This window comes from Rudanella lutea DSM 19387, assembly GCF_000383955.1.
GTDB classification, from domain to species: domain Bacteria; phylum Bacteroidota; class Bacteroidia; order Cytophagales; family Spirosomataceae; genus Rudanella; species Rudanella lutea.
Genome location: NZ_KB913014.1, coordinates 94,100 through 116,607, shown reverse-complemented (window position 1 = coordinate 116,607; position 22,508 = coordinate 94,100). Strand labels below are relative to the sequence as shown.

Genomic DNA, 22,508 nt, shown 5'->3' with positions numbered 1-22,508 from the left:
TCTAAACGGATACGCTCATGAAAAAGCACATCAACACGGAGTTCTCCTTTGAGGTATGGATCAACAACGATGCGGACTCAATGGCCGACGAAATTGGCTCGTTCGACGACAACTGGATTGTATCGGCGGGCGACTTGTTCGACGGGATGGAGCCGCCAACGGATGAGTTACTTTATCAATACGACGAAGCAGCCTGATGCCGCTATAGCGTTATAACCTGACGGAATAAACTATAATCTGAGGTTTTTGATCGCTGATTACTGGGTACCCATTTTTGTACAGGCAAAACGAAATGAAGAAGAAGCAAAATAGATAGATCATTCATGCGAGTTCTACCATTAACCATAGTAGTAAGAGTCACTCGTGGAGCACCTTAGCTACGCGCGAAATCATAAAAATAATCCATACGAGTGGTAAAAGCAGGTATAGAAACTCCCCCGTGCCTAAAGCGGGGGAGTACTTCTACCCAGAATGGCAACTTGTTCTAACCAATAAATTACATGAAATAAGAGTGGTAAAGAAAGAGTTGCAAACCAGAAATGAGATTTTTTAAAGGCACGAAGTTATGGACGCAAACACGAATTACTCGAGTCTCACGCTGGATGAGTTAACCGGTGAGGAAGCCAGGATGAAGAAACAGGCCTCATTTCTCACGGTTATGGTTGGTGTGGCTTTCGGCAGTTTGCTATATACCTTCGCATTCTATTCGGTCGGCTTTCGGCATTCTGCGTTGTTGGCTCTGATTGCCCTGCTGGCAGCCGGGGCACATAAAAGGAGACAGGACCTGAAAGCCATTCAGACGGAAATTAGTAGCAGAAGCTCGGCATAGCAATATGTAGCATTGGCCCGTTTTGCCCAGTTTTGTGTATACACCAACCGTTGGTGTTACATCCTATAACCAATTGGAATAAACTATAACCGGGTGTTGTTGAAAACGAATCGATGCCAGTCTACCTTTGAAACAGTGAGTTGAGGACGTTTTCGCCGATTGGAAGTTTTGACCGTTTTTTTGTCAGTTCTGTCAGGAAGTAGCTGGGCAACTTTGTGCCAAACCAACATAAACGGACAAGGTCATGAACGCACAAAACACTCCGAAAGACAAGCAGTCGGTCATCGTTGACCAAACGAACGCGTCAACCGTTTCGAATACCCCCCCAGCCGAGCCAAACCTGGAGGACATGGAACTGAACGAAGAGCAGTTAGATATTATATCGGGTGGTGGTGATGGTACTAATCCGTTTGCTAAAGGATGATGAAGTCGTGGATGTGCATACTGCTGGGTCTCTTTCTAATCAATGCATTAGAGGTAGAGCTGTATGCACAAACCACTCCGACGAAGAGGACTACTATACCGACGAAGGAAACGACTCGTACTAAGAGCGGAGCAGATAGTCTTTTTAAAGTGGGTTCACACTACCAGGATACCCAAGCCTATCGGCAGTCTTTAGTTCTGTTCGAGGAGAGTCGAAAGCTTTATCAAAGCATCGGAGATGGTAAGAAAACAGGCGACTGTTATAATTACATGGCAATCAGTTGCTTCTATTTAGGAGATTTCTCAAAAGCAATATCCATGTTTGAAAAAGCATCGGAAACGTTCAAAAAGATAAGCTACAAAAAAGGGGTAGCCCAAACATTGAACAATATTGGCAATGTATGTAACAGTCAAGGTAATTACATCAAAGCGTTAGATCAATATCGGCAGGCGGCTACTCTTTTTGAAGAAATAGGAGACGCAGGAAATTTGGCAATAGCTACTCATAATGTAGGCTCTATTTACACGAGAGCAAAAGATTATAGTAGCGCCATGAGGTACTTTGATAAAGCCTACACTGTTTATAAAGCAAGCAATAATCAAGAAGCAGTCGCACAAGTTTTGACTGCGATAGGCAATGTTTATGTCAAGCAAGGTGAATATAATAAAGCATTCATTAGCTTGAATAAAGCGTTACAAGTCGCAAATAAAAAGCAGGATAAGCAGCTACAGGTAATGGCACTGTCCAGTTTGGGTGATCTATTTTATGAACAGTCAAACTTTACCGGAGCACTACCCTATTACACGCGCTGTTTGGCTTATTCTGATCAGATAGGTAGTTTACAGAATCAGGCTGAAGCACGGATCGCTATTGGCAACATTTTACGACAGTCAGGAAAGAATAATGATGCAGTTAAACGATGCCAATCGGGTTTAACGTTAGCCGAAAGAGTAGGTTCCGTATCCTTAAAAAAGCGAGGATGTGATTGCCTGTATCAATCGTACAAAGCGATAGGCAATACCCGGCAGTCTCTTCATTATTATGAGCAGGCCAACGCGTTTGAAGATAGTTTGAATTTAGCCGAAACATCCAATAAGGTGATGGGCATGGAGTTTCAGAAGCAACAGTTGGTCGACAGCATTGCCTACGTGAAGAAAGAACATTCGATTCAACTGAAGCACAAAGAGGAGGTACAGCGACGCGAGAAACAGCGTAACCTGATTATTCTCTCGCTGGGCTTTATACTCCTGATTGCAATCGGTCTGTGGAGCCAGCTGAACTTCGTCAGGAAGTCGCGGGCTGCGATAAAACATGAAAAAGACCGCTCGGAGGCCCTACTGCTGAATATTCTGCCCCAGGAGATAGCTGACGAGTTGAAAGAAAAGGGCAGTGTAAATGCCCGTGATTACAACTTAGTATCGATCTTGTTTACCGACTTCAAGTCATTCACGCAGACGGCTGAAAAGATGACCCCGCAGAGTTTGGTGGAGGAGATCAACATCTGTTTCCGTGCCTTCGACCTGATTACGGAGAAATATCAAGTTGAAAAAATAAAAACCATTGGCGATGCCTACATGGCCGCTGGCGGTATCCCTCACGCCGATGAAAGCTCATTAAAGAATACAGTGCTCGCAGGCCTGGAGATGCAGGCGTTTATGACGCAGCGGGCGGATGAAAACCGAAGCATAGGTCGTCCGGCTTTTGAAATGCGGTTAGGCATCCACGCCGGCCCAATTGTTGCCGGGATCGTCGGGGTGAAGAAATTCCAGTACGACGTATGGGGCGATACGGTCAATACGGCGAGCCGGATGGAAAGTAGTAGCCAGGTAGGAAAGGTTAATATCAGTGAGACATTATATCAACTCATAAAGGATGAACCGTGCTTCAGCTTCGAGTACCGAGGTAGCGTCAATGCAAAAGGCAAAGGCGATATAGCGATGTACTTCGTTGAGAAAAGCGCTGTAGCTCAGTTGGTCGCCTAATCGGTGAATACGTTCCCCAATCGTGCTATGAAAACAGAAGAAGATTACGCAAAAATGACGCCTGATGAGTTAGTGTCAGCGGAGAAAAAGTTGAAATCATGGAAGATGCCAACGGCTCTGTTCATAGGGGTATTAACTGGTATCGCCATTTGGTCGGCTACACACAACGGTTCTAGCCTCACTTACATGTTGGTGATTGCTGCCATCTTGGTAGAAAACGTATATTCTAAGAGGTTAAAGAGCATTCAGGCAGAAATCAGCCGACGGAACACGGTCAAATAACAGAAGTTTCGCACTAATCGACTCAGGATAACAAATAGTTGTTTAGTCGGTGCCTCTGCCGACTGTTTCCTGAACAGCGACTCCCTACAACCTACCCAGTTATCTGCAAAGCTTGCGCTATTTACCTGATAACTGAAGAGATATGGTTAGGCACTTTTGACAGTCAATTTGGCAAATTCGTCAGAAAGTATAAAGATAGCTTTGTATCATACAAATAAAGATATGGAACAGAGAAAACAAGAAATCATAGAGACGGTCATCTCAAAAGCCTGGGAGGATACGAACTTTAAAACAGAGCTACTAGCCGACCCAGTTAAGGCAATTGAAAAACTGACCGGCGTTAAAGTGGTTGTGCCGGAGGGCAAAAGCCTGGTGTTTCTCGATCAAACCGACAAGTCAACGATCTACGTAAACATTCCCGCCGAGCCCGAAATTGAAAACATGGAACTGACCGAAGACCAACTCGAAGCGGTTGCGGGCGGTGGGCAAAGAATTTGGGGCGATTTTATCCGAAACTTGTTCCCAAACCTCAACGATTGCATTACCCTATAATACATCTATAAATAAACCAAAACAAACAAAACAATGGAGTTTACACAAGAGCAAAAATTGTACGCCGAAGTTGTACAAAAAGCCTGGGAAGATGACCAATTTAAAAGTGACCTGGTGGCTAACCCTATAGCAGCCATTGAAAAGCTGACTGGCCAGAAGCTCAACATTCCCCAAGGGAAGACCTTGGTAGTTCGCGATCAGACCGACCGGAGTACCGTGTACATCAACCTTCCGGCTAAGCCCATTACAGAGGACGTCGAGTTGAACGAAGATCAGCTTGAAGTTGTGGCAGGAGGAGTAGATGGTGGAGTTTGGCCTATTCTTCTCCTTCCAATTTTACCCATTTTGCCTTTACCTACTTACCCTATTCCAACTGTGGAATGCTAATGAAAACCCATTAGTTATATCAACTATTTCGATCATACATTAGAACAACCAATCAAACAAATGGAAATTTCACAAGAACAAAAGCTATACGCACAAGTCGTAGCAAAAGCCTGGGAAGATGCTCAATTCAAAAGCGAGTTGATCAATAACCCGCTTGAAACCATCGAGAAGCTTACGGGTGAAAAAATTCTCATCGGACAAGGCCAAAAGTTTTTGGTTGTCGATCAAACTGATGAGTCTACAGTTTATTTCAACCTCCCAAAAAAGGTAGAGCTAGATTGTATGGAATTAAGCGATGAACAGTTAGAAATGGTTGCAGGTGGCGAGTCAATTCTTTTAGCTATTGCAATATGCACTTTTGTAGGCGGTGCTTTTGTAGGTGGTTATGCGATAGGAAAAGATATGGCAACAAGAGACAATACAGAATCAGCAACAGCTCAGTAAAAAGTAAACTAGTTTAAACACCTAAAAAATATAATAATGAATAGCTATTCTGAAAGTCAAGCTGCTGGTTTACAGGTTTTAAATAACTTGTATCAAAACTCATGGGATAGTCCTGAGTTTAAAGAAAGATTAATTAAAAATCCCCACAAGACACTTGAAGAGGTGGTTGGACATAGTCTTTCAGCTGATGTTCGCTTTGTAGTCGAAGATCAGTCAGACGCATCTACTATCTATTTAAACATTCCTTCAAAAAAGGACCTGGACACGTTAGAATTAACGGACGAACAGTTGGAAACAGTTTCTGGGGGAGAAGTAATCGGAACAGTAAGCGTCGCAACACTTTGTTGGTATGCCGGGGCTGCCATTGTCGCTGCCGGTGCAGGAGCTGTAGTAGGGTATTACGCTAACAGAACTGATAGTGAATAATTAAATCGGTGCAATTCAAATTGTCGTGGGACATAGTTGTTCGCTTTTTGGATAGATTAGCATACGACACATTAGCTTATCAAGTCAGTAAAATAGGAGAGTGGTTGGAGCCAGTTGTGCGATAAGATCAACAGTCTCTCTATAATTAACCTGCTGACTGCGAGTAGTATAATCTAAGAAATATTTATCCGATAATTTGAATTGCACCCTAATTTACTAGCCATGATATCCAAAGATCAAATGACTGTTTTGGTACCTCTTGTGACTATTTTGATCGGAATAGGCTTAGAGTATTTTGGTTACCAGCTGATACATTACTACAACCATAAAAAAATAGGATACGCATTCATTGTATTAGGGGTTCTTGTACTGTTTGTTAATGTAATCACCATGATTTCGAAGACAAAAAAGTAAATTACTAATGATCAAAATGATCTCCGTTGTTTTCTTGTGAGGTGTAAATGGAGGGGATGTTTAGCGTGTTCCCAGATTTATCTATTAGTTATACAATTTTAGTAATAATAATACTTTTTAGTTATCCTAAAGCTAGCTACAGATGGAAACCGATATTGAAACACGAGCCACAGTTAAACACTTCTCTGATTTGATTCAGCCAATAGGTCTACATGATTTTGAGGCCAATTACTGGGAAAAACAGGTTTTACATATCCAAAGAGATAACCCTGATTTCTTTTCATCATTATTTTCAATCGCAGATTTAGATAAGGTATTAGACTATAACCGTCCGAAAGGGGGGAACTTGCGAGTGGTTAAAAGCCAACAGCCTTTGAATCCCACCATTTATGAAAACAAGGATGGAAGTCTGAATTTGAATCAACTTTATACGGCTTATGCTGACGGTCATACGATTGTAATCAACGAGATTCAACATTATTGGGACCCTCTCAAAATGCTTGTCGAGAACGTTCGTCAATTTACAAGCCATAATGCGGTTGCGAACCTCTACTTAACGCCGGAAAACGAAAAAGCGCTGTCACCTCATTATGACTCACACGATGTTTTCGCCTTGCAGATTTCTGGAGAAAAGCACTGGATCTTGTACGACGACACCTATTTTAAAACTCCACTCTTACATAGCTTTCAACCCGTTTTTCAACGTGAGCAACTGGGTGGGGCCAGAGAGATTACGATGAAAGCGGGCGACCTACTGTACATGCCGCGTGGCGTACCACATGAGGCATATACCACCGATCAGTCGTCAATGCACATCACTATCGGGGTCCATTCTACGCAGTGGATTGATTTTATTTCCAAAGCATTGGTAAGCTTGAGTCAAAAGCATATAGAATTGCGTCAAGCACTTCCTATTGGTTATTTGAATGCACCCAATAGTGAACTACTCTCAGCTGACGCAGAACTCAATTTCATCACGATTCTTCAACAGGTATTCAAGAAAGAAAATATAAATGGTTGCCTAAGTATTTTAGGAGAAGAGTTTCGAACAAAAGAGCAGCCAAGACCCGACGGGCATTTTTCTAGCCTAAACAAGCTCAACCATATTAACCTGGACTCGCAGCTTTCCCGGAGGGAAGGATTGAGTGCCACCGTAAGCAATACTATTACCGGAGCCAGGATTTCGTTTCAGGGTAATGTTATTAAAGGCCCTTCTCAGATTGCAAATTCACTCGCATTTATTGCTCAGCAGGAGGGAACATTTTCGGTGAATGATATTCCATTCCTGAGCGCTGAAAACAAGCTAAAATTAGCTAAACGGTTGATTCGCGGTGGCTTGTTAAGGGTCGTTTGCTAGTTTATCGTTCTGATAGAGAATAGAATACACTGAGGCTATTGTTAAGACAACAACAGCCTCAGTCCGTATGGTTATCAATACATTTCGATCATATTTGAGAAAAACAATAAACATAGTTTTATTTTCAACCATACATTTCATATGCATACGATTTGTAATCAACCTATCAACTGGAATTCACCCAACGTCCTGGAACAGCTTGCTCAAAACATCAAAAGTCCGTTAGAGAGTATCATAAAAGCGGGAAGAGAAAGTGATACCTACGACAAAGACAAAATAGAGGAAATCATTTTCAGAAATAGTCGAGAAATAAGTGATATAGTAGAAGAAATCCTGGCTAAAGCCAAAGCCAAGTCCCTTAGTGTCACCTATCACCATCGCCCGGAGATTTTTGGCATTTACGAGTCGAATGAAAACGTGCGGAGTATGTGTGCTGGGGAAGTAAACCCGCAAAAGGTGGCGAAGGTGGATCAGGAGTGGCTGGTGGGACTTGAGAAAGAGGTATATAATAACATTAGTCAGGACTACCTGGACCTCGGCGAACTCTCGTACAAGATGGCAGTGAGCGAGCGGCAGTTGCACCGAAAGATTGTGAACCTGGTGTTTCTGACGCCTAACAAGTACATCCGAATATTGCGTCTGCACCGGGCAAAACAGCTGATCGACGGTTACGTGCAGCAGTCCGTTTCTCAGATTGCCTATGCCGTGGGCTACAGCGACGTCCATTATTTCTCGAGGTTGTTTGCCTGTCAATACAATGTAGCTCCGAAAGAGTTGCTGCATTCGCTGCGGTAACAAGCCTGTCCGATTTGACCCATATTTTGACAGTTTTGTCAGTCATGCGCCCGATATATTTGCCCATACTACTTTAAGATCTGACTATACTATAAACTAAATTAATCATGAAACGAGCACTTTTTTTCTTAGGCCAGCTGAACGACAGAGATGTAGAATGGATGCTTCAGAATGGCAGCAAACTGTCCATGGAGACGGGCGACCGTTTGATCAACAAAGGAGAAGCTATTGATAGTCTGTACATCGTACTATCGGGTCAGTTGGCGGTGTGCGCCACTACCAATTCCGACGAGTGCATTGCTACCCTGGGAGCGGGTGAGGTGGTTGGTGAGATGTCGTTTCTGGAGTCGCGGCCGCCGTCGGTGTCGGTGATCGTTACCAAACCCTCCGATATTTTCCAGATCTCCCGCGACAAGATCAGCGCCCGGATGCTGACAAACGCCGACTTCAAGGCCAACTTCTACTATGCCTTGGCCCTGTTTCTCTCCAATCGTCTGCGGAAAACGACCGATCAGCTTGGCTTTGGCAATCCCGAAGAAGAAGACATGGTTGAGATGGGCGTGCTCGATAGCGTAGCCCAGGCCGGATCACGGTTTACCAAAATCTTACACCGGTTTTCGGAGGTATAGTCAGGCACATTGGCTCCGGTGATTGGTCATCATGGGTCCGTAAATAAATGACAAATTAGGATATCGTATATAGGTATACGTTAGAAGATCAATTCATAGAAAATGAGACATTTTATCGTCATGCTATGGCTGCTCTGGTTGGGGCTAGACCACTACGCAAACGGGCAAACAGCCATCAAGGCAAACCTGCTCGACATTGCATCGAGTGCGCTGTCCAGGAACCCAACCATCGTTCGAAGTGAATACGCCGTGCGGAGTGCCGAGTCGAATTTACAGATTCAGCGGAGTGTTTTCGATCTGAATTCGTTTTCCGAGTTGTTGCTTCAAACCAATCAATACGTGCTGCCGGGTGCCGACCCCCGAGCCCCTCTGGTGGAAAGCAGCCTCCTGAAGTCGAACACACTGAACCTGTCGGCGGGGATTCGTCAACGGCTCCGCACGGGGCAGTTGACGGAGGTAAGCATGAACTATCGGTTCACGAACAACAATTATCCGCTTAACGCCTACAACCAGCAGATCAACCCGTTTTTGGGTAACAACGCAAGCACCCTCAACCTGTCTCTGACGCAGCCCCTGCTCCGGGGCCGGGGGCGCAGCGTTACCACCGCACTCGAACGGTCGTATACGTTGTACGTCGATAACGCCAAAAGCAACAATGAATTTGCCAACTCGTACGAACTGTGGCAGATCGCAACGGCCTACTGGGGCTACACGGCAGCGTATAAGAACCTGGATATTTACAAGCAAAGTGAGAACCGGCTCCGCAACGTGCTGTCGGTTACCGAAGAGCTGATTAAGGGTGATAAAAAGCCCGCAGGTGATCTGGTGCAGATTCGCGCCGACTTAGCCAGTCAGGAACGGCTCACGCTGATGGCCGAACAGGAGTTGTACGCAGCCAAAATCTACCTCGGCAAGGTAGTCGGGTTTAGTACGGAAGAAAGTCTGCTGCTGGATATTCCCCAGAACGATTTTCCAGGCATTGCGGGGTCGGCGTACCGGCCTGATCTGGAGAAGGCCGATTTTGTACGCGTAGCGAAGGAGCGACGGGCCGATCTGCGGGCGGCAAAACAGGGTAACGAAGCTCTGGAGCGGGAGTATCAGTTAGCCCAGAACAACGTGAAGCCGCAGTTGGACTTGACCGGCTTTTTTTCGTACGGGGGCATCAGTACCGGCAACGGAATGACCGACGCCCTGTCGTCATTCTCCAATTATCAGGGACGAACCGTGGGTACCGGGGCCAAACTGACCTTTACCTTTCCCGTCAACAACAACCTGGCGAAGGGTAATCGGATAAAGAGCTACGTGGCTATGAACGATCAGAACGTAGTGGTTAACAACCTGCTGCGCACCCTTGAGCTGGACATCAGCAATGACCTCAACTACCTGAACAATAGTGTTCTGGGCCTTCAAAAAGCCGAGGAGGTGCTGAACTACAACCAGGATGTGTACAACAATGAGCAAATTAAGTTTAAGTCGGGCCTCACGACCATGTTGAACCTGATTCTGTTTCAGGATCGCCTGACCTCGGCACAACTGAAGTACTTGCAGGCCTACCGGCAATTTGCCATTGCGATTATTAACCTCCGGCACGATACCGGCACGTTGATTCGCGCCAATGCAAACGGATTTACCATTGATCAGAACGTGTTTTACACAATTCCTGATCCAACCAACCACTAACCGAAACAGCCATGTCAGCAGGTTTTTTTAGAAAGTCAGCCTTAGAAAAGCTGTCAACACCCGAAAAATTAGATCAATTAATCAAGGTGACCGGCCCGAAAGCCTGGATTACCCTTTCGGTCGTATTTGTCGCCCTGGCTACGGGTATCGCGTGGTCTGTTTTTGGCCGGGTGAGTACCAAACTAAACGTTACGGGGGTCGTGCTGGGGGGTGAAGTCCACGAAGTGGTGGCCACCGCGCAGGGGCAACTGATGAAGTTGAACGTACGCATCGGCGACAAGGTGGCCAAAGGTGACGTTATCGCTACGATTCAGCAACCCGATCTTCAGCAGCAGATCGAGAACGCCCGGGCCGTTGTGGCCGAAAAAAAGAGCGAGCTGAACAAGGTCGTTTCGTACGGTAGCAAAGGAACCGCGCTGGAGGGCGAACTCATCAGTCAGAATCGGGTAAGTATCCAGGGTGAGATCGAGGCTGAGAAAAAGAAGCTGTCGTTTCTGTCCAACCAGTTGGAATCGGAGGTGAATTTGCTCGAAAAAGGGTTGATCGTAAAGGCGCAGGTAGCCAACACAAAGCAACAGATCGATGCCTCTCAAAATACCATTGAGCGACTGAAGGGACAATTGGCCGAGGTGTCGAGCCGGCAGCACGACGTGGGCTATGGCATGCAGCAAAAGGTCACGTTTCAGCAGCAGCAGATTGCCGAAGCCGAGCGCAGCTTGCAGTATCTGACCGAGCGCTACAACACCCAGTCGAACATTGTCAGCTCGTACAGTGGCGAAGTGGTGGAGGTACTGACCGATGCCGGGGTGATGGTCGGGCCGGGTACGCCCCTGTTCAAACTCAAAAACGGACAGGATGGCCAATTGGTCAGCCTGAAAGGGGTGTTGTACATTCCGTCGCAGGATGGCAAGAAGATCAAGCGAAATATGGAAGCCTTCGTGGTGCCCTCCACCGTGCAACCTCAGGAATACGGCTTCATAAAAGGCAAGGTTACCTACGTTTCTGATTTTCCGATCACGCAACAGGGCATGATGACCTCGGTCAAAAACGATCAGCTGGCCAAAGGTCTGCTGGCCCTGGGGCCACTGTTTGAAGTACACGTTGAGTTTGAGAAAGACGCCGACTCGCACAGTGGATTCCGGTGGACATCGGCCAAGGGGCCGGACGTTGCCATCAAAGAGGGCACAACGTGCATGGGGCAGATCACCGTTAAGCAGGAGAACCCCATTTCGATTGTTGTACCCGCGTTCAAGAAATTCTTCAACCTGTATTGATCCGGCGTTTTCCAGATGGCAACCACGACAACATTTCCCATTGGGAAACAGGCCGGCCCGGTCAAAGTCCCCACGGTCTTACAGATGGAGAGCGTCGAATGTGGCGCAGCTGCGCTCAGCATCATGCTGGGGCACTTTGGTAAATTTGTTCCGCTGGAAAAACTCCGGATTGCCTGCGGGGTATCGCGCGATGGGCTCAAGGCAACCAACATTATTAAAGCCGCCAAACAGTTCGGGCTAGAGTCGAAAGGATACGCCAAGTCGATGGAGAAGCTGATGCAGATCGAGACACCGGCCATTATCTTCTGGAACTTCAACCACTTTCTGGTGCTGGAGGGCTTTACCAAAAACAAGGTGTTTCTGAGCGACCCGGCCCAGGGCCGCTACAGCGTCACCTACGATGAGTTCGACGAGGCTTACACGGGGGTAGTGCTCACGTTTAAGCCAACCGAGCAGTTTGAAAAGGGTAACGAAAAACGGGGCTTGGCGTCGTCGCTGGCGTCGCGGATTTCCAACTCCAAGCTGAGTATCGTTTATATTCTGCTGGCCAGCCTGTTTCTGGTTGTGCCGGGTTTAGTGATTCCGTCATTCATCAAAATATTCATTGACAAGTACCTGGTGAATGGCCACGCCGACTTTGTGATGCCCCTGCTGCTGATTATGGGCGCCGTGTTGGTCATAAATGCCGCGTTGGTCTACATTCAGCAATATTACCTGCTGAAGCTCGAAACGAAGCTTGCCCTGGCTACCTCCAGTAAGTTTCTGTGGCACGTTTTTCATCTGCCCATTTCGTTTTTTACCCAACGATACAGCGGGGAGATTGGCAACCGGGTGTCGCTCAACGACAAAGTAGCCCGGTTATTGAGTGGCGATCTGGCCAACGCGGCCCTGAACGTTATCATCGTCCTGTTTTATGCCATGCTGATGTTCTCTTACGATGTGCCGCTCACGCTGATCGGCATTGGTATGGCCGCCTTGAACGTGATTGCCCTGAAGTTCGTGTCGCGGGCTCGGAAAGATGGCAGCCGGACGCTCAGTAACGAAACCGGGAAACTGCTGGGTACCACAACGTCGGGCATCAGCATGATCGAAACACTCAAAGCGTCGGGTCGCGAAAACGACTTCTTCACCAACTGGATCGGCTACTTAGCCAAAGTCACCAACGCCCAGCAGCAATTAGGGTGGCTTACCATCCGGCTGAACGTGTTGCCCCCCCTGATTACATCCCTGACCACTACCCTCATTCTGGGGCTGGGGGCGTTGCGGATCATGGATGGCGAAATGACCCTTGGCGCACTGGTATCGTTCACGTTTCTGATGGGCAACTTTATCGGGCCGGTCAACCAGTTGATTGCCGTGGGTACCATGCTCCACGAAACCGAAAGCGACATGAACCGCATCGACGACGTGATGAATTATGAGACCGACGAACAATTCAGAGGCAGCGCTGCCATAGCGACCCACCAGGCCGAGGCTGCCCAGAACAAGTTGGTCGGTTATTTCGAGATGCGGAACGTGACCTTTGGGTATAACACCACGGTAGCCCCGCTGATCGAGAATTTCAATCTGAAAGTAAAGCCCGGAAGCCGGGTGGCGCTGGTTGGGGGGTCGGGCAGTGGCAAATCGACCGTGGCCAAGATTGCCTCCGGCTTGTACCCCCTGTGGAGTGGTGAGGTTTTGTTTGACGGTAAGCCCAAGAGCGAATACCCCCGGCATGTGATTACCAATTCGCTGGCGGTGATTGATCAGGAAGTGCTGATTTTCAACGGGACAATCAAAGAAAATATCAGTTTCTGGGATTCGACTATCCCCGACAAACACATCATTCAGTCGGCCCGCGATGCGGCTATTCACGACATCATATCCGTGCGAAAAGACGGGTACGATAGCTCGGTGATGGAGGGGGGATCGAATTTCAGCGGTGGTCAGCGGCAACGTCTGGAGATAGCGCGGGCGTTGGCCACGAATCCGTCGATTCTGATCATGGACGAAGCCACGAGCGCGCTGGACCCCACGGCCGAGAAGATCGTGATGGACAACATTAAAAAGCGGGGTTGTACGTGCCTGATTGTAGCGCACCGGCTCAGTACAATCATTGATTGCGATGAGATCATTGTGATGGAATACGGCAAGGTAGTAGAGCGGGGTACGCATGCGGAATTGATGAAGAAAAACGGCGTCTACGCCCATTTGATCGAGACGAAATAAACGGTATTCTTATGTCAGCTATCAATCAAAAGATATACGTCTGTGCCGAAAGCCCGTATGTACTCCAAAGCCCGGAAACATTCTGGATGGTGCTTTCGGGCGAGGTCAATCTATTCTATACCAAAATTGATGAGGCCGGCAATTATCAGCACCGGCTCAAATACCTATACACTGCCCAAAAAGGCGAGGTACTGTTTAGCTTATTACCCCAGTCAACTACCGAAAACACCCGGCTCTTAGTATTCTCCAGCGAGGCCACCCTGTTGGCCATTGATAAGAATAAGCTGCTCGACGTGGATCATTTCTTTTTGAAGAATATGATCAATAAGTGGATTGCCAAAACCGCTGCCGCCCTCAACACGACGCAGGCACCCCGCGTTTACAAACCGCTCGACCAATTTGGTGAGGTAACACTGGATGCCAACACGGTGGCGTTCCCGTCGACGGGCATCCACTGGATTCATTTGCAGAAGGGAGCCGTGAGCCTGTATGCCGAAAGCACGGAGGTTAGCCATGAAGAGTATCAGGACTTTCTGGCTCCCGTGTCGAACAAGCTGTGGCTGAAAGCCAAAACGAAGGATACGGTGGTACGCGTGCTGAGTACGCGGGAAATCCTGTTGCAGGACGAGATCTATTTTCTGCTGGCCCTGAGTAAGTTAGAGCGTTATTTTTATAGCCAGATCAACGAGGCTATTACAACGCAGCAGGTCGAAGAGAGCGATCACCTGGCCGTAAAACAGGCCAACGATCGGGCCGCGCTGGAAATCACCCTGGGTAAAATCAGGTCGGTCGTGGCGGGGAATCCGGTCGAGGCCGGGGCTGCCACAGGCCAACGCGCGCGGGGACAAAATCTCCTGTTTCGGACCTGTCAGGCAATTGGCGATCAGATTGGCTTTACGCTCGAAGAACCCAAATACGTTGAGTCGCATCAGAACAACGTCACGAATCAACTCCACCTCATTGCCAAAAGCTCGAAGCTTCGTATCCGCAAAATTATTCTGCGCGATACCTGGTGGAAGGCGGAGAATGGCCCGTTGCTGGCCTTCACTAAAGAAGACAAAACGCCCGTGGCCCTCCTTCAGAAATCATCGAGTAGCTACGTCCTGAAGAACTTGTCGACCGGGGCCGAATCGGTGGTGAACCATGAAGTAGCCGCCACGCTGGAACCGATTGGCTACATGTTCTTTTCGGGCTTCGACCGCAAGATGAGCTCGGTGAAAAAGGTGCTCCGGTTTGCCATCAGAGGGGTCGAAAAAGACGCGAGGTGGCTCATTACGGCAGCTTTGGCCGGCAGTTTAATTGGTCTGTTGGTGCCGATTCTGTCGGGCATTATGTACGACGACGTGGTGCCTACGGCCGATCGGTCACTGCATCTGGAGGTGTTTGCGATCCTGATCATGATTGCCCTGGTTAAAGCGGGCATTCAGTTGGTGGAGGGTGCCCTGCGGCTTCGGCTCGAATCCAAATCGAGTATCAATTTGCAGGCGGGCATGATGGACCACATGCTGCGATTGCCGGTCACGTTCTACAGAAAATACTCCGCTGGTGACCTGACTAACCGGGTGCTGAGTATCAACTCGATCCGGCAGATTATCTCCAGCACCCTGATGACGGCCGTGTTAAGCGGAGCATTTTCGTCGGTAAACCTGTTCCTCCTCTTTTATTACGACAGTAAATTAGCGTGGGTAGGGGTGGGGCTGGGCGTGCTTGCTGCCGCGTTTATGACGGTCATCGGTTTGTTGAAGCTCAAGTATGACCGTGAGGTAGCTACCTATCAGGGTCAGATTCAGGGGTTTCTGTTCGAGTTTTTGTCGGGCATTACCAAGATCCGCATTACAGGGGGCGAACGGCGTGTGTTTGCTCTGTGGGCCGATAAGTTTTCGACTCTGAAAAAGCTGGGCTTTAACTCGGGCACGTATCAAAACTTTGTAGAGGCATTTAACGCATCGTACCCGCTATTCACAAACATCTTCTTTTTTGCGTTCCTGTACTACACCGTATCCACGGCCAACACGGCCGCCGGTCTGTTATCCGTCGGGGTGTTTATGGCGTTCATTACGTCCTTCAATCAGTTTCTGAACGATAGTCTGCGGTTGAGCATGGCCCTGATTACGTCGCTGAATGTAATCACCCTTTACGAACGGGTAAAGCCGATTCTGGAAGAGGAAACCGAATCAGCCGATCAGAGCGTTGATCCCGGCGAACTGGCCGGGGAGATCGAAATGAATTCCGTGTCGTTCCGCTACAAAGACGATCAGCCGTTGGTGTTGAACAACGTCACGTTTAAAATCAAGCCGGGCGAAATGGTTGCCTTTGTGGGGGCTTCGGGCTCGGGCAAATCAACCATCATGCGATTACTGCTGGGCTTTGAGCAGGCCGAAGCCGGTTCCATTTACTATGATGGCAACTCATTCGACCTGATGAACCGGGAGTTGGTACGTCGGCAGATTGGCGTTGTGTTGCAGAATGGTGCCTTAATGTCGGGTAGTATTTTTCAGAATATCATTGGCAACTCGGAGCTAACCTTAGACGATGCCTGGGAAGCGGCTCGCATGGCCGGTATGGAAGAGGACATCAAGCACATGCCGATGGAGATGCACACGGTGGTGAGTGAGGGGGCCGGTACGTTTTCGGGTGGGCAGCGGCAGCGACTGATGATTGCGCGGGCCATTGCCCACAAACCACGCCTTCTCTTTATGGACGAAGCCACGAGCGCGCTGGACAATCGAACCCAAAATACCGTGACGCAAAGTTTAGATAAGCTTCAGGCAACCCGGATTATCATTGCACATCGGCTCAGTACGATCAAGAATGCCGACCGCATTTACGTACTCGATAAGGGGACCATCGTTGAGTCAGGCACCTACGACGAACTCATGGAAAAGGATAGCCTGTTTGCACAGCTGGCCAAACGTCAAATCGCCTGAGTCATGGTAGCAACCGCATCAGAATCCGTTGTGAAGGGCTCCGGCAAAGGGGTGCCGGAAGAACTGAAGGATTATTTCATGAACAAGTTCAGATCGGCGGACAATTCCCTCGGAGTCGTTTCCGATAATGAACCATCCATCGCCTTTTGGAAGAGTCACGCATCCGATTGGGCCGGGGATAAGGCGTTTCCGTTTCTGCGAACGTGCTACCCGCAGCTGAACTTTCCGGTTGTGGAAGGCATCAACAAAACGCAGGCCTACATAGATGCCGTGCTGAAAGGCAAGCCGCCCGTAGTAGACGCCGACCTTTCGCCAGCTCTAAACCAGCCCGAAGCCCTGCGACTGACGCTCCACGAAAGCATTGCCGGTCCGGTACCGGTTCTGATTGTGCCCGACGCCGACGATTTTGTCAGGCTCGTTCGGTGCCTTATCCACAAAAATAACCCGGTGGCCGTTCCCCCGTCGATGGGGGCGCTGCTGGCCAACGGAGTTAATAATTGGGAACGGATTCGCGAATTGAAAACGCAATGGGAGTCGACCCATCCATTGGGAGGCTGGAACGAACAGTTTAGCCGCCATGTGCTGCCCAATCCCGGTTTGTTTAAGGATAAGTTGATCATCCTGAGCACCAAGCCCTACAGCAACGTGTCGGCTGAGCAGGTCGGCGTAGACCCAAGCGAATGGGCCTCGTATTCGCTGGCGATACGGCTTGCCCACGAATGTACGCACCTCTACACCCTCAATCGGTTTGGCTCGGCGTCCAACAATCTGCACGACGAACTCGTGGCCGACTACATGGGCATCTGCAACGCGGTAGGCCATTTCAGAAAGGAGTGGATGCTGGCGTTTCTGGGACTGGAAAACTACCCGGCTTACCGAAACGGGGCACGTTTGGAAAACTATGTGGGCAATACCCAACTATCGACGGAGAGCTTCTATCAGCTTACAAGCCTCATCAAACGCGCCATCGACACCATTGACCGCTTCGATGCCCGGGTAGGGGAGGTGCTTTCGGCCCACGATGGGGCTTGCCGAATGGATGCGTTGTGCCTGACGGATCTGGCTGTGCTGGCTTCGGTGGATGGACCGGAGCGACTGTTTCAAACCTATACGAACCGGATGATGAGTTTGCTTTATAACCAGATTGACTAAAGTACAACCCCTTGTTATAGCTTTCGGGAGGATGCCGTCCGACCTTTGAATCGTAATTAAACACAAACCAAATAGATCATAGTAATTATGGAAAAGCCAATTAACAACAAGATTGACACCCTGCGCAACGAAGCCGAAACCCAGGAGGAACTGATGAAATCGCTGGCTCAAATCGACGAAGAAGGACAATTGACCGACGATGTCCTGGATGCAGTTAGTGGCGGTGATCTGAGTAGAGGGGATCTGAAAGCAATCATCGGCATTGAGCCCATCGGCATTATGCCCATCGGTATGATGCCTGAGCCTGATGTTATGCCGCTTCCGGGTACGATCTCACTCTAACTAACGTCGAATCAGGCACCATACGAAACCGACTTCGCTGGTGCCTGACTCGCTCGACCCTCACTCAGATTATGGCCTCCCTTCTCTGCCCCAGCTCAATTGCAAAGCCCGGTGCTAAACTCTTCGGTGTTCAGAACGCAGCGGGTCATATAGAATATCTTGACGAGCCGATAATTGTCGACAAAACGTTTGTAGAAACTGCACGGCAGGGGCGTGTACCTGAGGAACGGTTTCGGTTCGCCAGCAACTGCATCAAAAACGGCTGCGGCCACTGGACCGGCGAAGGTACGGGCTGCGGGCTGGTGGTCAGGATTGTCGATGGCATGAACCGAAAAGCTGAAGCCTCCCTGGTAGTCTGCTCCATCCGCGAACGTTGCCGCTGGTTTCATCAGCAGGGGGCTACTGCCTGCGCCAGCTGCGACGAAATTGTCCGAAACGTGCGCACCCGGGAAGCCATGGCGGTGTAATCCCGAACAAAGCAAAAGACTGTAAAGCAGGGGTCAGATGGTGCGAACACTACTTTCACACCATCTGACCCCTGTACGAATTTAATGGGAGGGCAGCCAGCTTCCATTGCTCACGTTGTATTACTGGTTGGCCATTGATGTACCCCTTCTGAGCATAATACCCATTTTGGATATTACGCCTTAACAAACTGCACAAACTAATAATAAGTTGACATAACTGCCTGGTCAGATTTAGTTAACCGCAACATCTCATACGTGACGAAGGCCAAAGGGTTGCGCTATCTTTACGCGCCGGACTGGCGCTTGTAGGTAACCTAATCACCGGTACTCCTTCCCTGTCGGGTGTGAGCACCGTAATGGTAACCGCCACTGACCCCGGTGGACTAAGCAACAGTACGAGCTTCGTGCTCACCGTCAGCTCAACGGGTAGCCACACAGTGGTTCCCCCCCAACTCGGCTCCGGCGGTAGCGAACCCCGTTGGGCCCCAGTCGGCCACGGTGGGCGTGGGCTACAGCCTGAATGTGGGCAGCGTGTTTACCGACGCTCAAACCCCGACCGGTCTGGTGCTGCCGTTCAGGGCCTGCCCGCCGGACTGGCCCTGAACGGCAGCACCCTCACAGGTAGGCCCTCTACCTCGGAAATGAGCACAGTGACCTTGACTGCCACCGACCCCGGTGGACTGAGCAACAGCACGAGCTTCCAACTCACCGTCAGCCCGGCGGGTAGCACCACGTCTACACCACCCGTGAGCGGGCCATTGGCGGCCACCGTGGTGAGCTACAACTGCCAAACCGGAGCGATTGTCATCGGGTCAACGGGCGGCAACGGGTCGGCGGTGGAGTACTTCGCCATCGGCACCACCGGCTGGACCACCAACGCGAATGGCATGATCGAGGCCGGGTTGCGGGCTGATCCCAAGCCCGTCACCATCCGGGTGCGGCAGAACGGGGTAGAGGGCACGCCCTTCGTGTTTGACTTCGGGGCCTTCTGTAGCCGACCCGTGCGGGTGGCTGCGGAAACGGTGTCTGAACTAGAGGTAATAGTGCTGGGTAACCCGACTCCCGAAAGCTGGGTAGAGGTGCAGGTGGCCAACTCTGCCAGTGAGGCTCTGCACCTGCGGGTGATCTCGGCTCAGGGCCGTCTGCTGAACAGTCAGGAAGTGACTCCGACGAGTCAAGTTATTCGGCAGCGTGTTCAGTTGGGCGACAATGCGGGAACCTACCTCTTGCAGGTCGCAACGCCCACCCGCACCAAAACGGTGAAAGTGATTCGGCAGTAAGATTTCTCTGATCCCACTTCTTTCGATAACCCGTTGTCCAATGCCGTGTATTGGGCGACGGGTTTATTGATTAACCTGTGGGCTGTTTGTCTAAACTTCTCGTCCACACAAGGGAAATGACCTCTTTGGGTTTATTGCCTGCCATCGCCCGACGGGAAGTAGTTATCTTCGGTAGTTTATCCGTGCATACCGGCCCCATTCATGGCATCCGCGGGCCAATCTGCTTTGTTAAATTGGAATGCAGTCGACGCAGATTGGGTACTTTTGCCGGATGGAATCGACGAAACATGTCATTATTGTGGGCGGTGGTCTGAGCGGGATATGTCTGGCTTATTGGCTCAGAACGCAGCCTATATCCGTAACCCTGCTCGAAGCCTCAGCCCGGCTGGGAGGCCGGATTCACACGGTCGAAGGCCCGCGCTCGACACCCCTGGAGCTGGGGGCAACCTGGTTCTCCGACCGGCACCCTAGCCTGCTACAACTGATTGACGAACTGGAGTTGACCTCATTCCCGCAGGTTTCGGAAGGCGTCACCTTATTCCAGACCAAATCATTTGAGCCTCCGCAACGGTTCTTCGTACCGGCTTCAGAGTCACCCTCGTTTCGGCTGGCGGGCGGCACCCGTGCGCTCATTCAGGCCCTCGCGGAGCGGCTCGACCCGCAATCCATTCACCTGAACACATCGGTAACGGGCATTCGGGAAGACGGGCCAGCCGTGGTAGTTGAAACGGCCGATGGACGAACGTATAAGGCCGATCAGGCCGTAGTTTGTTTGCCCCCGCAGCTAATGGGGGCACAGATTGAGGTGACACCCGCGCTGCCGCCCGACACCCTGGCGCTGCTGCCAACGGTACAGACCTGGATGGCCGGGTCGATTAAGTTTGTGCTTGAGTATACCCGTCCGTTCTGGCGAACCGAAGGGTATTCGGGTATGCTCTACAGCCATGCGGGCATCGTGGTGGAGATGTACGACCATACCTCAGCCGATGGGCAACGATACGGCTTTACGGGGTTTCTGAACAGCGGGGCAGCCGCGTACAGCCCCGAATTGCGGCAGGAACTGGTGCTGCGGCAACTTGGCGACCTGTTCGGTCCGGAGGCTCTTCAACCCACCGCCTATTTCGACAAGGTATGGAACGATGAATTTGTGTTATCGGGCTCTCCCTACTTCAATCGGCCCCATCAGAACAATGGACATCCGCTACTTCAGCAGTCGTACCTGAACGGAAAGCTGTTTTTGGGCGGCACCGAAACGGCCACCGAGTCGCCCGGCTACATGGAAGGGGCGGTTATTTCATCCCGTCGGCTGGCGTCGGTGTTGTGTGCGTAAAGGGCGTAACTGGCACATAGTTGCGCCAGTTGTGCTTTTCTTTGAAGCCAAGGACTTCGCGGATTTTGCGGTTCGAAAACAGGGCTTCGTGTTCGCCCATGGCGCGGGTTAGGGGCACGTTGGGGAAGAACCGCTCGGCCAGTTCTTTGGTCGGGATCACGGCCCCGTTGTGGTCATTGCCGGCGTTGAAGACCTGAAAGCCGAGACCATCTTTTTGCAAACACAAATCGACGATCTGCCCCAGGTCGCGCGCGTCGATGTAGCAGAACGCATTCCGGCGTCGCACTTCGGGGTGCCGAAAATAGTGCGGAAACAACTCGGCGTATTCGTGCGGCTCAATCACGTTTCCGATGCGCAGGGCGTAAATGTCAATCCCCGACCGACGCGCAAATGCCCGGGCGGTTTGCTCGTTTACTACCTTCGACAGACCATAGCTATCCATCGGGTCGACGTCGTAATCTTCTTCCAGCGGCAACGATTTAGGATCGGTTTGCCCATCGGAAAAACAGATGCCATAGGTAGTTTCCGACGATGCAATGATTACTTTTTTGATGCCCAGCTTCACAGCCGCTTCGATCACGTTGTACGTACCGACGGTATTCACCCGAAACGTCTCATTGTCGGGTTTGATCAGGATGCGGGGCACGGCGGCAAAGTGAACAACGGCATCGAATTTGGGGACGCCGGTACCGGGTTCCAGCTCGTCGAGCCCGGCGTACGAAGTCATGGCGTTGAACATTTGGCCCGAATCGGTAATGTCGGCGTTCAGATTGTACACACCCGGATGATTCAGCGGGGTGAGGTCGACGTTCATCACGGTATGTCCCTGTTCGAGCAGGTACGGGATCACGTGCTTGCCGGCTTTTCCGGATCCGCCGGTAAAAAATAAGCGCATAGTCGGTATTGAAAATTAGGTATTCAGGAGGTTCGCGACAAGTTGCTCAAACTGGCTGAACGAGATCAATTCCGTCTGTTGCCAGCGTTCCAGTACAAGTAAATCACGATCAAACCCAGATGTTGGCATCAAAAGCGATGTTCATAACCGCTTCCTGGCTCGGCGCACCACGTTGATTTCAGCCTGAATGTCCTCATCGGTCAACGGGACTTCCTTAGGCGCATCTTTAACGTACTGTTTCACCTGTTTTTCCAGCGGCTCAACCTCCACAAAATCAAATAGTTTTAACATCCGCAAAAACTCAGACTTGCGACTGGGGTCTATTCGGAGTGTAATCCGATCGGTTGGTCTGTTGGTTAGCGTTGCCATACAAAACTAAGATAACGAAAACGGAGCTTTAAAGCTATTAACTCCTTAACGGGTTTGTGTCGG

At 50.0% G+C, this 22,508-nt stretch carries 22 protein-coding genes; 20 read left to right on the top strand and 2 right to left on the bottom strand.

Annotated features, from left to right (window positions below; all coding sequences use genetic code 11):
• The first annotated feature begins 17 nt into the window (after positions 1–17).
• The 20 genes from RUDLU_RS0126235 to RUDLU_RS0126125 all read left to right on the top strand — a co-directional run bounded on the left by RUDLU_RS0126235 (position 18) and on the right by RUDLU_RS0126125 (position 21,181).
• Positions 18–197, top strand: coding sequence for a hypothetical protein (locus tag RUDLU_RS0126235; protein WP_019991423.1), 180 nt, complete (start codon positions 18–20; stop codon positions 195–197).
• A gap of 876 nt (positions 198–1,073) precedes the next feature.
• Positions 1,074–1,253 (top strand): hypothetical protein, encoded by a 180-nt coding sequence (locus tag RUDLU_RS28460; RefSeq protein WP_019991421.1) that lies wholly within the window; start codon positions 1,074–1,076, stop codon positions 1,251–1,253.
• Positions 1,250–3,235 carry an adenylate/guanylate cyclase domain-containing protein gene (locus RUDLU_RS29070; RefSeq protein WP_019991420.1) on the top strand — a complete coding sequence of 662 codons (1,986 nt, stop codon included), beginning with the start codon at positions 1,250–1,252 and terminating at the stop codon, positions 3,233–3,235. The genes RUDLU_RS28460 and RUDLU_RS29070 overlap by 4 nt, the downstream gene beginning before the upstream one ends.
• Before the next feature lie 27 nt (positions 3,236–3,262).
• Positions 3,263–3,517, top strand: a complete 255-nt coding sequence (locus RUDLU_RS0126215; protein ID WP_019991419.1) for a hypothetical protein — start codon at positions 3,263–3,265, stop codon at positions 3,515–3,517.
• A gap of 201 nt (positions 3,518–3,718) precedes the next feature.
• Entirely contained in the window at positions 3,719–4,069 is a 351-nt protein-coding gene (locus RUDLU_RS28450) for an NHLP leader peptide family RiPP precursor (protein ID WP_169578094.1), read from the top strand.
• A 33-nt stretch (positions 4,070–4,102) separates the two neighbouring features.
• On the top strand, positions 4,103–4,456 hold the full coding sequence (locus RUDLU_RS28445) for an NHLP leader peptide family RiPP precursor (protein WP_019991417.1): 354 nt from the start codon (positions 4,103–4,105) through the stop codon (positions 4,454–4,456).
• A 9-nt stretch (positions 4,457–4,465) separates the two neighbouring features.
• Positions 4,466–4,900: an NHLP leader peptide family RiPP precursor gene (locus tag RUDLU_RS28440; RefSeq protein ID WP_342663166.1), complete on the top strand. Its 435-nt coding sequence runs from the start codon at positions 4,466–4,468 to the stop codon at positions 4,898–4,900.
• Between the two features lie 36 nt (positions 4,901–4,936).
• Positions 4,937–5,326 carry a hypothetical protein gene (locus tag RUDLU_RS28435; RefSeq protein ID WP_019991415.1) on the top strand — a complete coding sequence of 130 codons (390 nt, stop codon included), beginning with the start codon at positions 4,937–4,939 and terminating at the stop codon, positions 5,324–5,326.
• A 556-nt stretch (positions 5,327–5,882) separates the two neighbouring features.
• Complete coding sequence (locus RUDLU_RS0126185) at positions 5,883–7,097, top strand: cupin domain-containing protein (protein WP_019991413.1); 1,215 nt, start codon at positions 5,883–5,885, stop codon at positions 7,095–7,097.
• Between the two features lie 141 nt (positions 7,098–7,238).
• On the top strand, positions 7,239–7,892 hold the full coding sequence (locus RUDLU_RS0126180; protein ID WP_019991412.1) for a helix-turn-helix transcriptional regulator: 654 nt from the start codon (positions 7,239–7,241) through the stop codon (positions 7,890–7,892).
• Between the two features lie 107 nt (positions 7,893–7,999).
• Entirely contained in the window at positions 8,000–8,521 is a 522-nt protein-coding gene (locus tag RUDLU_RS0126175) for a cyclic nucleotide-binding domain-containing protein (protein ID WP_019991411.1), read from the top strand.
• A 102-nt stretch (positions 8,522–8,623) separates the two neighbouring features.
• Positions 8,624–10,201 (top strand): TolC family protein, encoded by a 1,578-nt coding sequence (locus tag RUDLU_RS0126170; RefSeq protein ID WP_083940690.1) that lies wholly within the window; start codon positions 8,624–8,626, stop codon positions 10,199–10,201.
• 11 nt (positions 10,202–10,212) lie between these two features.
• Positions 10,213–11,475, top strand: coding sequence for an NHLP bacteriocin system secretion protein (locus RUDLU_RS0126165; RefSeq protein WP_019991409.1), 1,263 nt, complete (start codon positions 10,213–10,215; stop codon positions 11,473–11,475).
• Positions 11,476–11,490: 15 nt separating this feature from the next.
• Positions 11,491–13,683, top strand: a complete 2,193-nt coding sequence (locus RUDLU_RS0126160; protein ID WP_019991408.1) for an NHLP family bacteriocin export ABC transporter peptidase/permease/ATPase subunit — start codon at positions 11,491–11,493, stop codon at positions 13,681–13,683.
• A gap of 11 nt (positions 13,684–13,694) precedes the next feature.
• On the top strand, positions 13,695–16,610 hold the full coding sequence (locus RUDLU_RS0126155) for an NHLP bacteriocin export ABC transporter permease/ATPase subunit (protein ID WP_019991407.1): 2,916 nt from the start codon (positions 13,695–13,697) through the stop codon (positions 16,608–16,610).
• Positions 16,611–16,613: 3 nt separating this feature from the next.
• Positions 16,614–17,762: a DUF7005 family protein gene (locus tag RUDLU_RS28430; protein WP_019991406.1), complete on the top strand. Its 1,149-nt coding sequence runs from the start codon at positions 16,614–16,616 to the stop codon at positions 17,760–17,762.
• Positions 17,763–17,849: 87 nt separating this feature from the next.
• On the top strand, positions 17,850–18,104 hold the full coding sequence (locus tag RUDLU_RS0126145) for a hypothetical protein (protein ID WP_019991405.1): 255 nt from the start codon (positions 17,850–17,852) through the stop codon (positions 18,102–18,104).
• 71 nt (positions 18,105–18,175) lie between these two features.
• A complete protein-coding gene (locus RUDLU_RS28425) occupies positions 18,176–18,571 on the top strand; it encodes a hypothetical protein (RefSeq protein WP_019991404.1) in 396 nt (131 codons plus the stop codon).
• Positions 18,572–18,822: 251 nt separating this feature from the next.
• A complete protein-coding gene (locus RUDLU_RS0126130) occupies positions 18,823–19,851 on the top strand; it encodes a putative Ig domain-containing protein (protein WP_342663165.1) in 1,029 nt (342 codons plus the stop codon).
• A 238-nt stretch (positions 19,852–20,089) separates the two neighbouring features.
• A complete protein-coding gene (locus tag RUDLU_RS0126125; RefSeq protein WP_019991401.1) occupies positions 20,090–21,181 on the top strand; it encodes a flavin monoamine oxidase family protein in 1,092 nt (363 codons plus the stop codon).
• Here the strand turns inward: RUDLU_RS0126125 and RUDLU_RS28420 are convergent.
• The gene (locus tag RUDLU_RS28420; RefSeq protein ID WP_019991400.1) at positions 21,141–22,076 is read right to left on the bottom strand and encodes an NAD-dependent epimerase/dehydratase family protein; all 936 of its coding nucleotides are present in this window, start codon (positions 22,074–22,076) and stop codon (positions 21,141–21,143) included. The two genes, RUDLU_RS0126125 and RUDLU_RS28420, sit on opposite strands and share 41 nt — an antisense overlap.
• 141 nt (positions 22,077–22,217) lie before the next feature.
• Complete coding sequence (locus RUDLU_RS0126115) at positions 22,218–22,445, bottom strand: hypothetical protein (protein ID WP_019991399.1); 228 nt, start codon at positions 22,443–22,445, stop codon at positions 22,218–22,220.
• Between the last annotated feature and the right edge of the window lie 63 nt (positions 22,446–22,508).

Coding starts and splice junctions, on each gene's coding strand:
- RUDLU_RS0126125 (WP_019991401.1), top strand. CDS start 20,090: ATGCAGTCGACGCAGATTGGGTACTTTTGCCGGATGGAATCGACGAAA.
- RUDLU_RS29070 (WP_019991420.1), top strand. CDS start 1,250: ATGATGAAGTCGTGGATGTGCATACTGCTGGGTCTCTTTCTAATCAAT.
- RUDLU_RS28425 (WP_019991404.1), top strand. CDS start 18,176: ATGGCCTCCCTTCTCTGCCCCAGCTCAATTGCAAAGCCCGGTGCTAAA.
- RUDLU_RS0126165 (WP_019991409.1), top strand. CDS start 10,213: ATGTCAGCAGGTTTTTTTAGAAAGTCAGCCTTAGAAAAGCTGTCAACA.
- RUDLU_RS0126115 (WP_019991399.1), bottom strand. CDS start 22,445: ATGGCAACGCTAACCAACAGACCAACCGATCGGATTACACTCCGAATA.
- RUDLU_RS28445 (WP_019991417.1), top strand. CDS start 4,103: ATGGAGTTTACACAAGAGCAAAAATTGTACGCCGAAGTTGTACAAAAA.
- RUDLU_RS0126185 (WP_019991413.1), top strand. CDS start 5,883: ATGGAAACCGATATTGAAACACGAGCCACAGTTAAACACTTCTCTGAT.
- RUDLU_RS0126235 (WP_019991423.1), top strand. CDS start 18: ATGAAAAAGCACATCAACACGGAGTTCTCCTTTGAGGTATGGATCAAC.
- RUDLU_RS28420 (WP_019991400.1), bottom strand. CDS start 22,076: ATGCGCTTATTTTTTACCGGCGGATCCGGAAAAGCCGGCAAGCACGTG.
- RUDLU_RS0126155 (WP_019991407.1), top strand. CDS start 13,695: ATGTCAGCTATCAATCAAAAGATATACGTCTGTGCCGAAAGCCCGTAT.
- RUDLU_RS0126160 (WP_019991408.1), top strand. CDS start 11,491: ATGGCAACCACGACAACATTTCCCATTGGGAAACAGGCCGGCCCGGTC.
- RUDLU_RS0126145 (WP_019991405.1), top strand. CDS start 17,850: ATGGAAAAGCCAATTAACAACAAGATTGACACCCTGCGCAACGAAGCC.
- RUDLU_RS28460 (WP_019991421.1), top strand. CDS start 1,074: ATGAACGCACAAAACACTCCGAAAGACAAGCAGTCGGTCATCGTTGAC.
- RUDLU_RS0126170 (WP_083940690.1), top strand. CDS start 8,624: ATGAGACATTTTATCGTCATGCTATGGCTGCTCTGGTTGGGGCTAGAC.
- RUDLU_RS28430 (WP_019991406.1), top strand. CDS start 16,614: ATGGTAGCAACCGCATCAGAATCCGTTGTGAAGGGCTCCGGCAAAGGG.
- RUDLU_RS0126180 (WP_019991412.1), top strand. CDS start 7,239: ATGCATACGATTTGTAATCAACCTATCAACTGGAATTCACCCAACGTC.
- RUDLU_RS28435 (WP_019991415.1), top strand. CDS start 4,937: ATGAATAGCTATTCTGAAAGTCAAGCTGCTGGTTTACAGGTTTTAAAT.
- RUDLU_RS0126215 (WP_019991419.1), top strand. CDS start 3,263: ATGAAAACAGAAGAAGATTACGCAAAAATGACGCCTGATGAGTTAGTG.
- RUDLU_RS0126175 (WP_019991411.1), top strand. CDS start 8,000: ATGAAACGAGCACTTTTTTTCTTAGGCCAGCTGAACGACAGAGATGTA.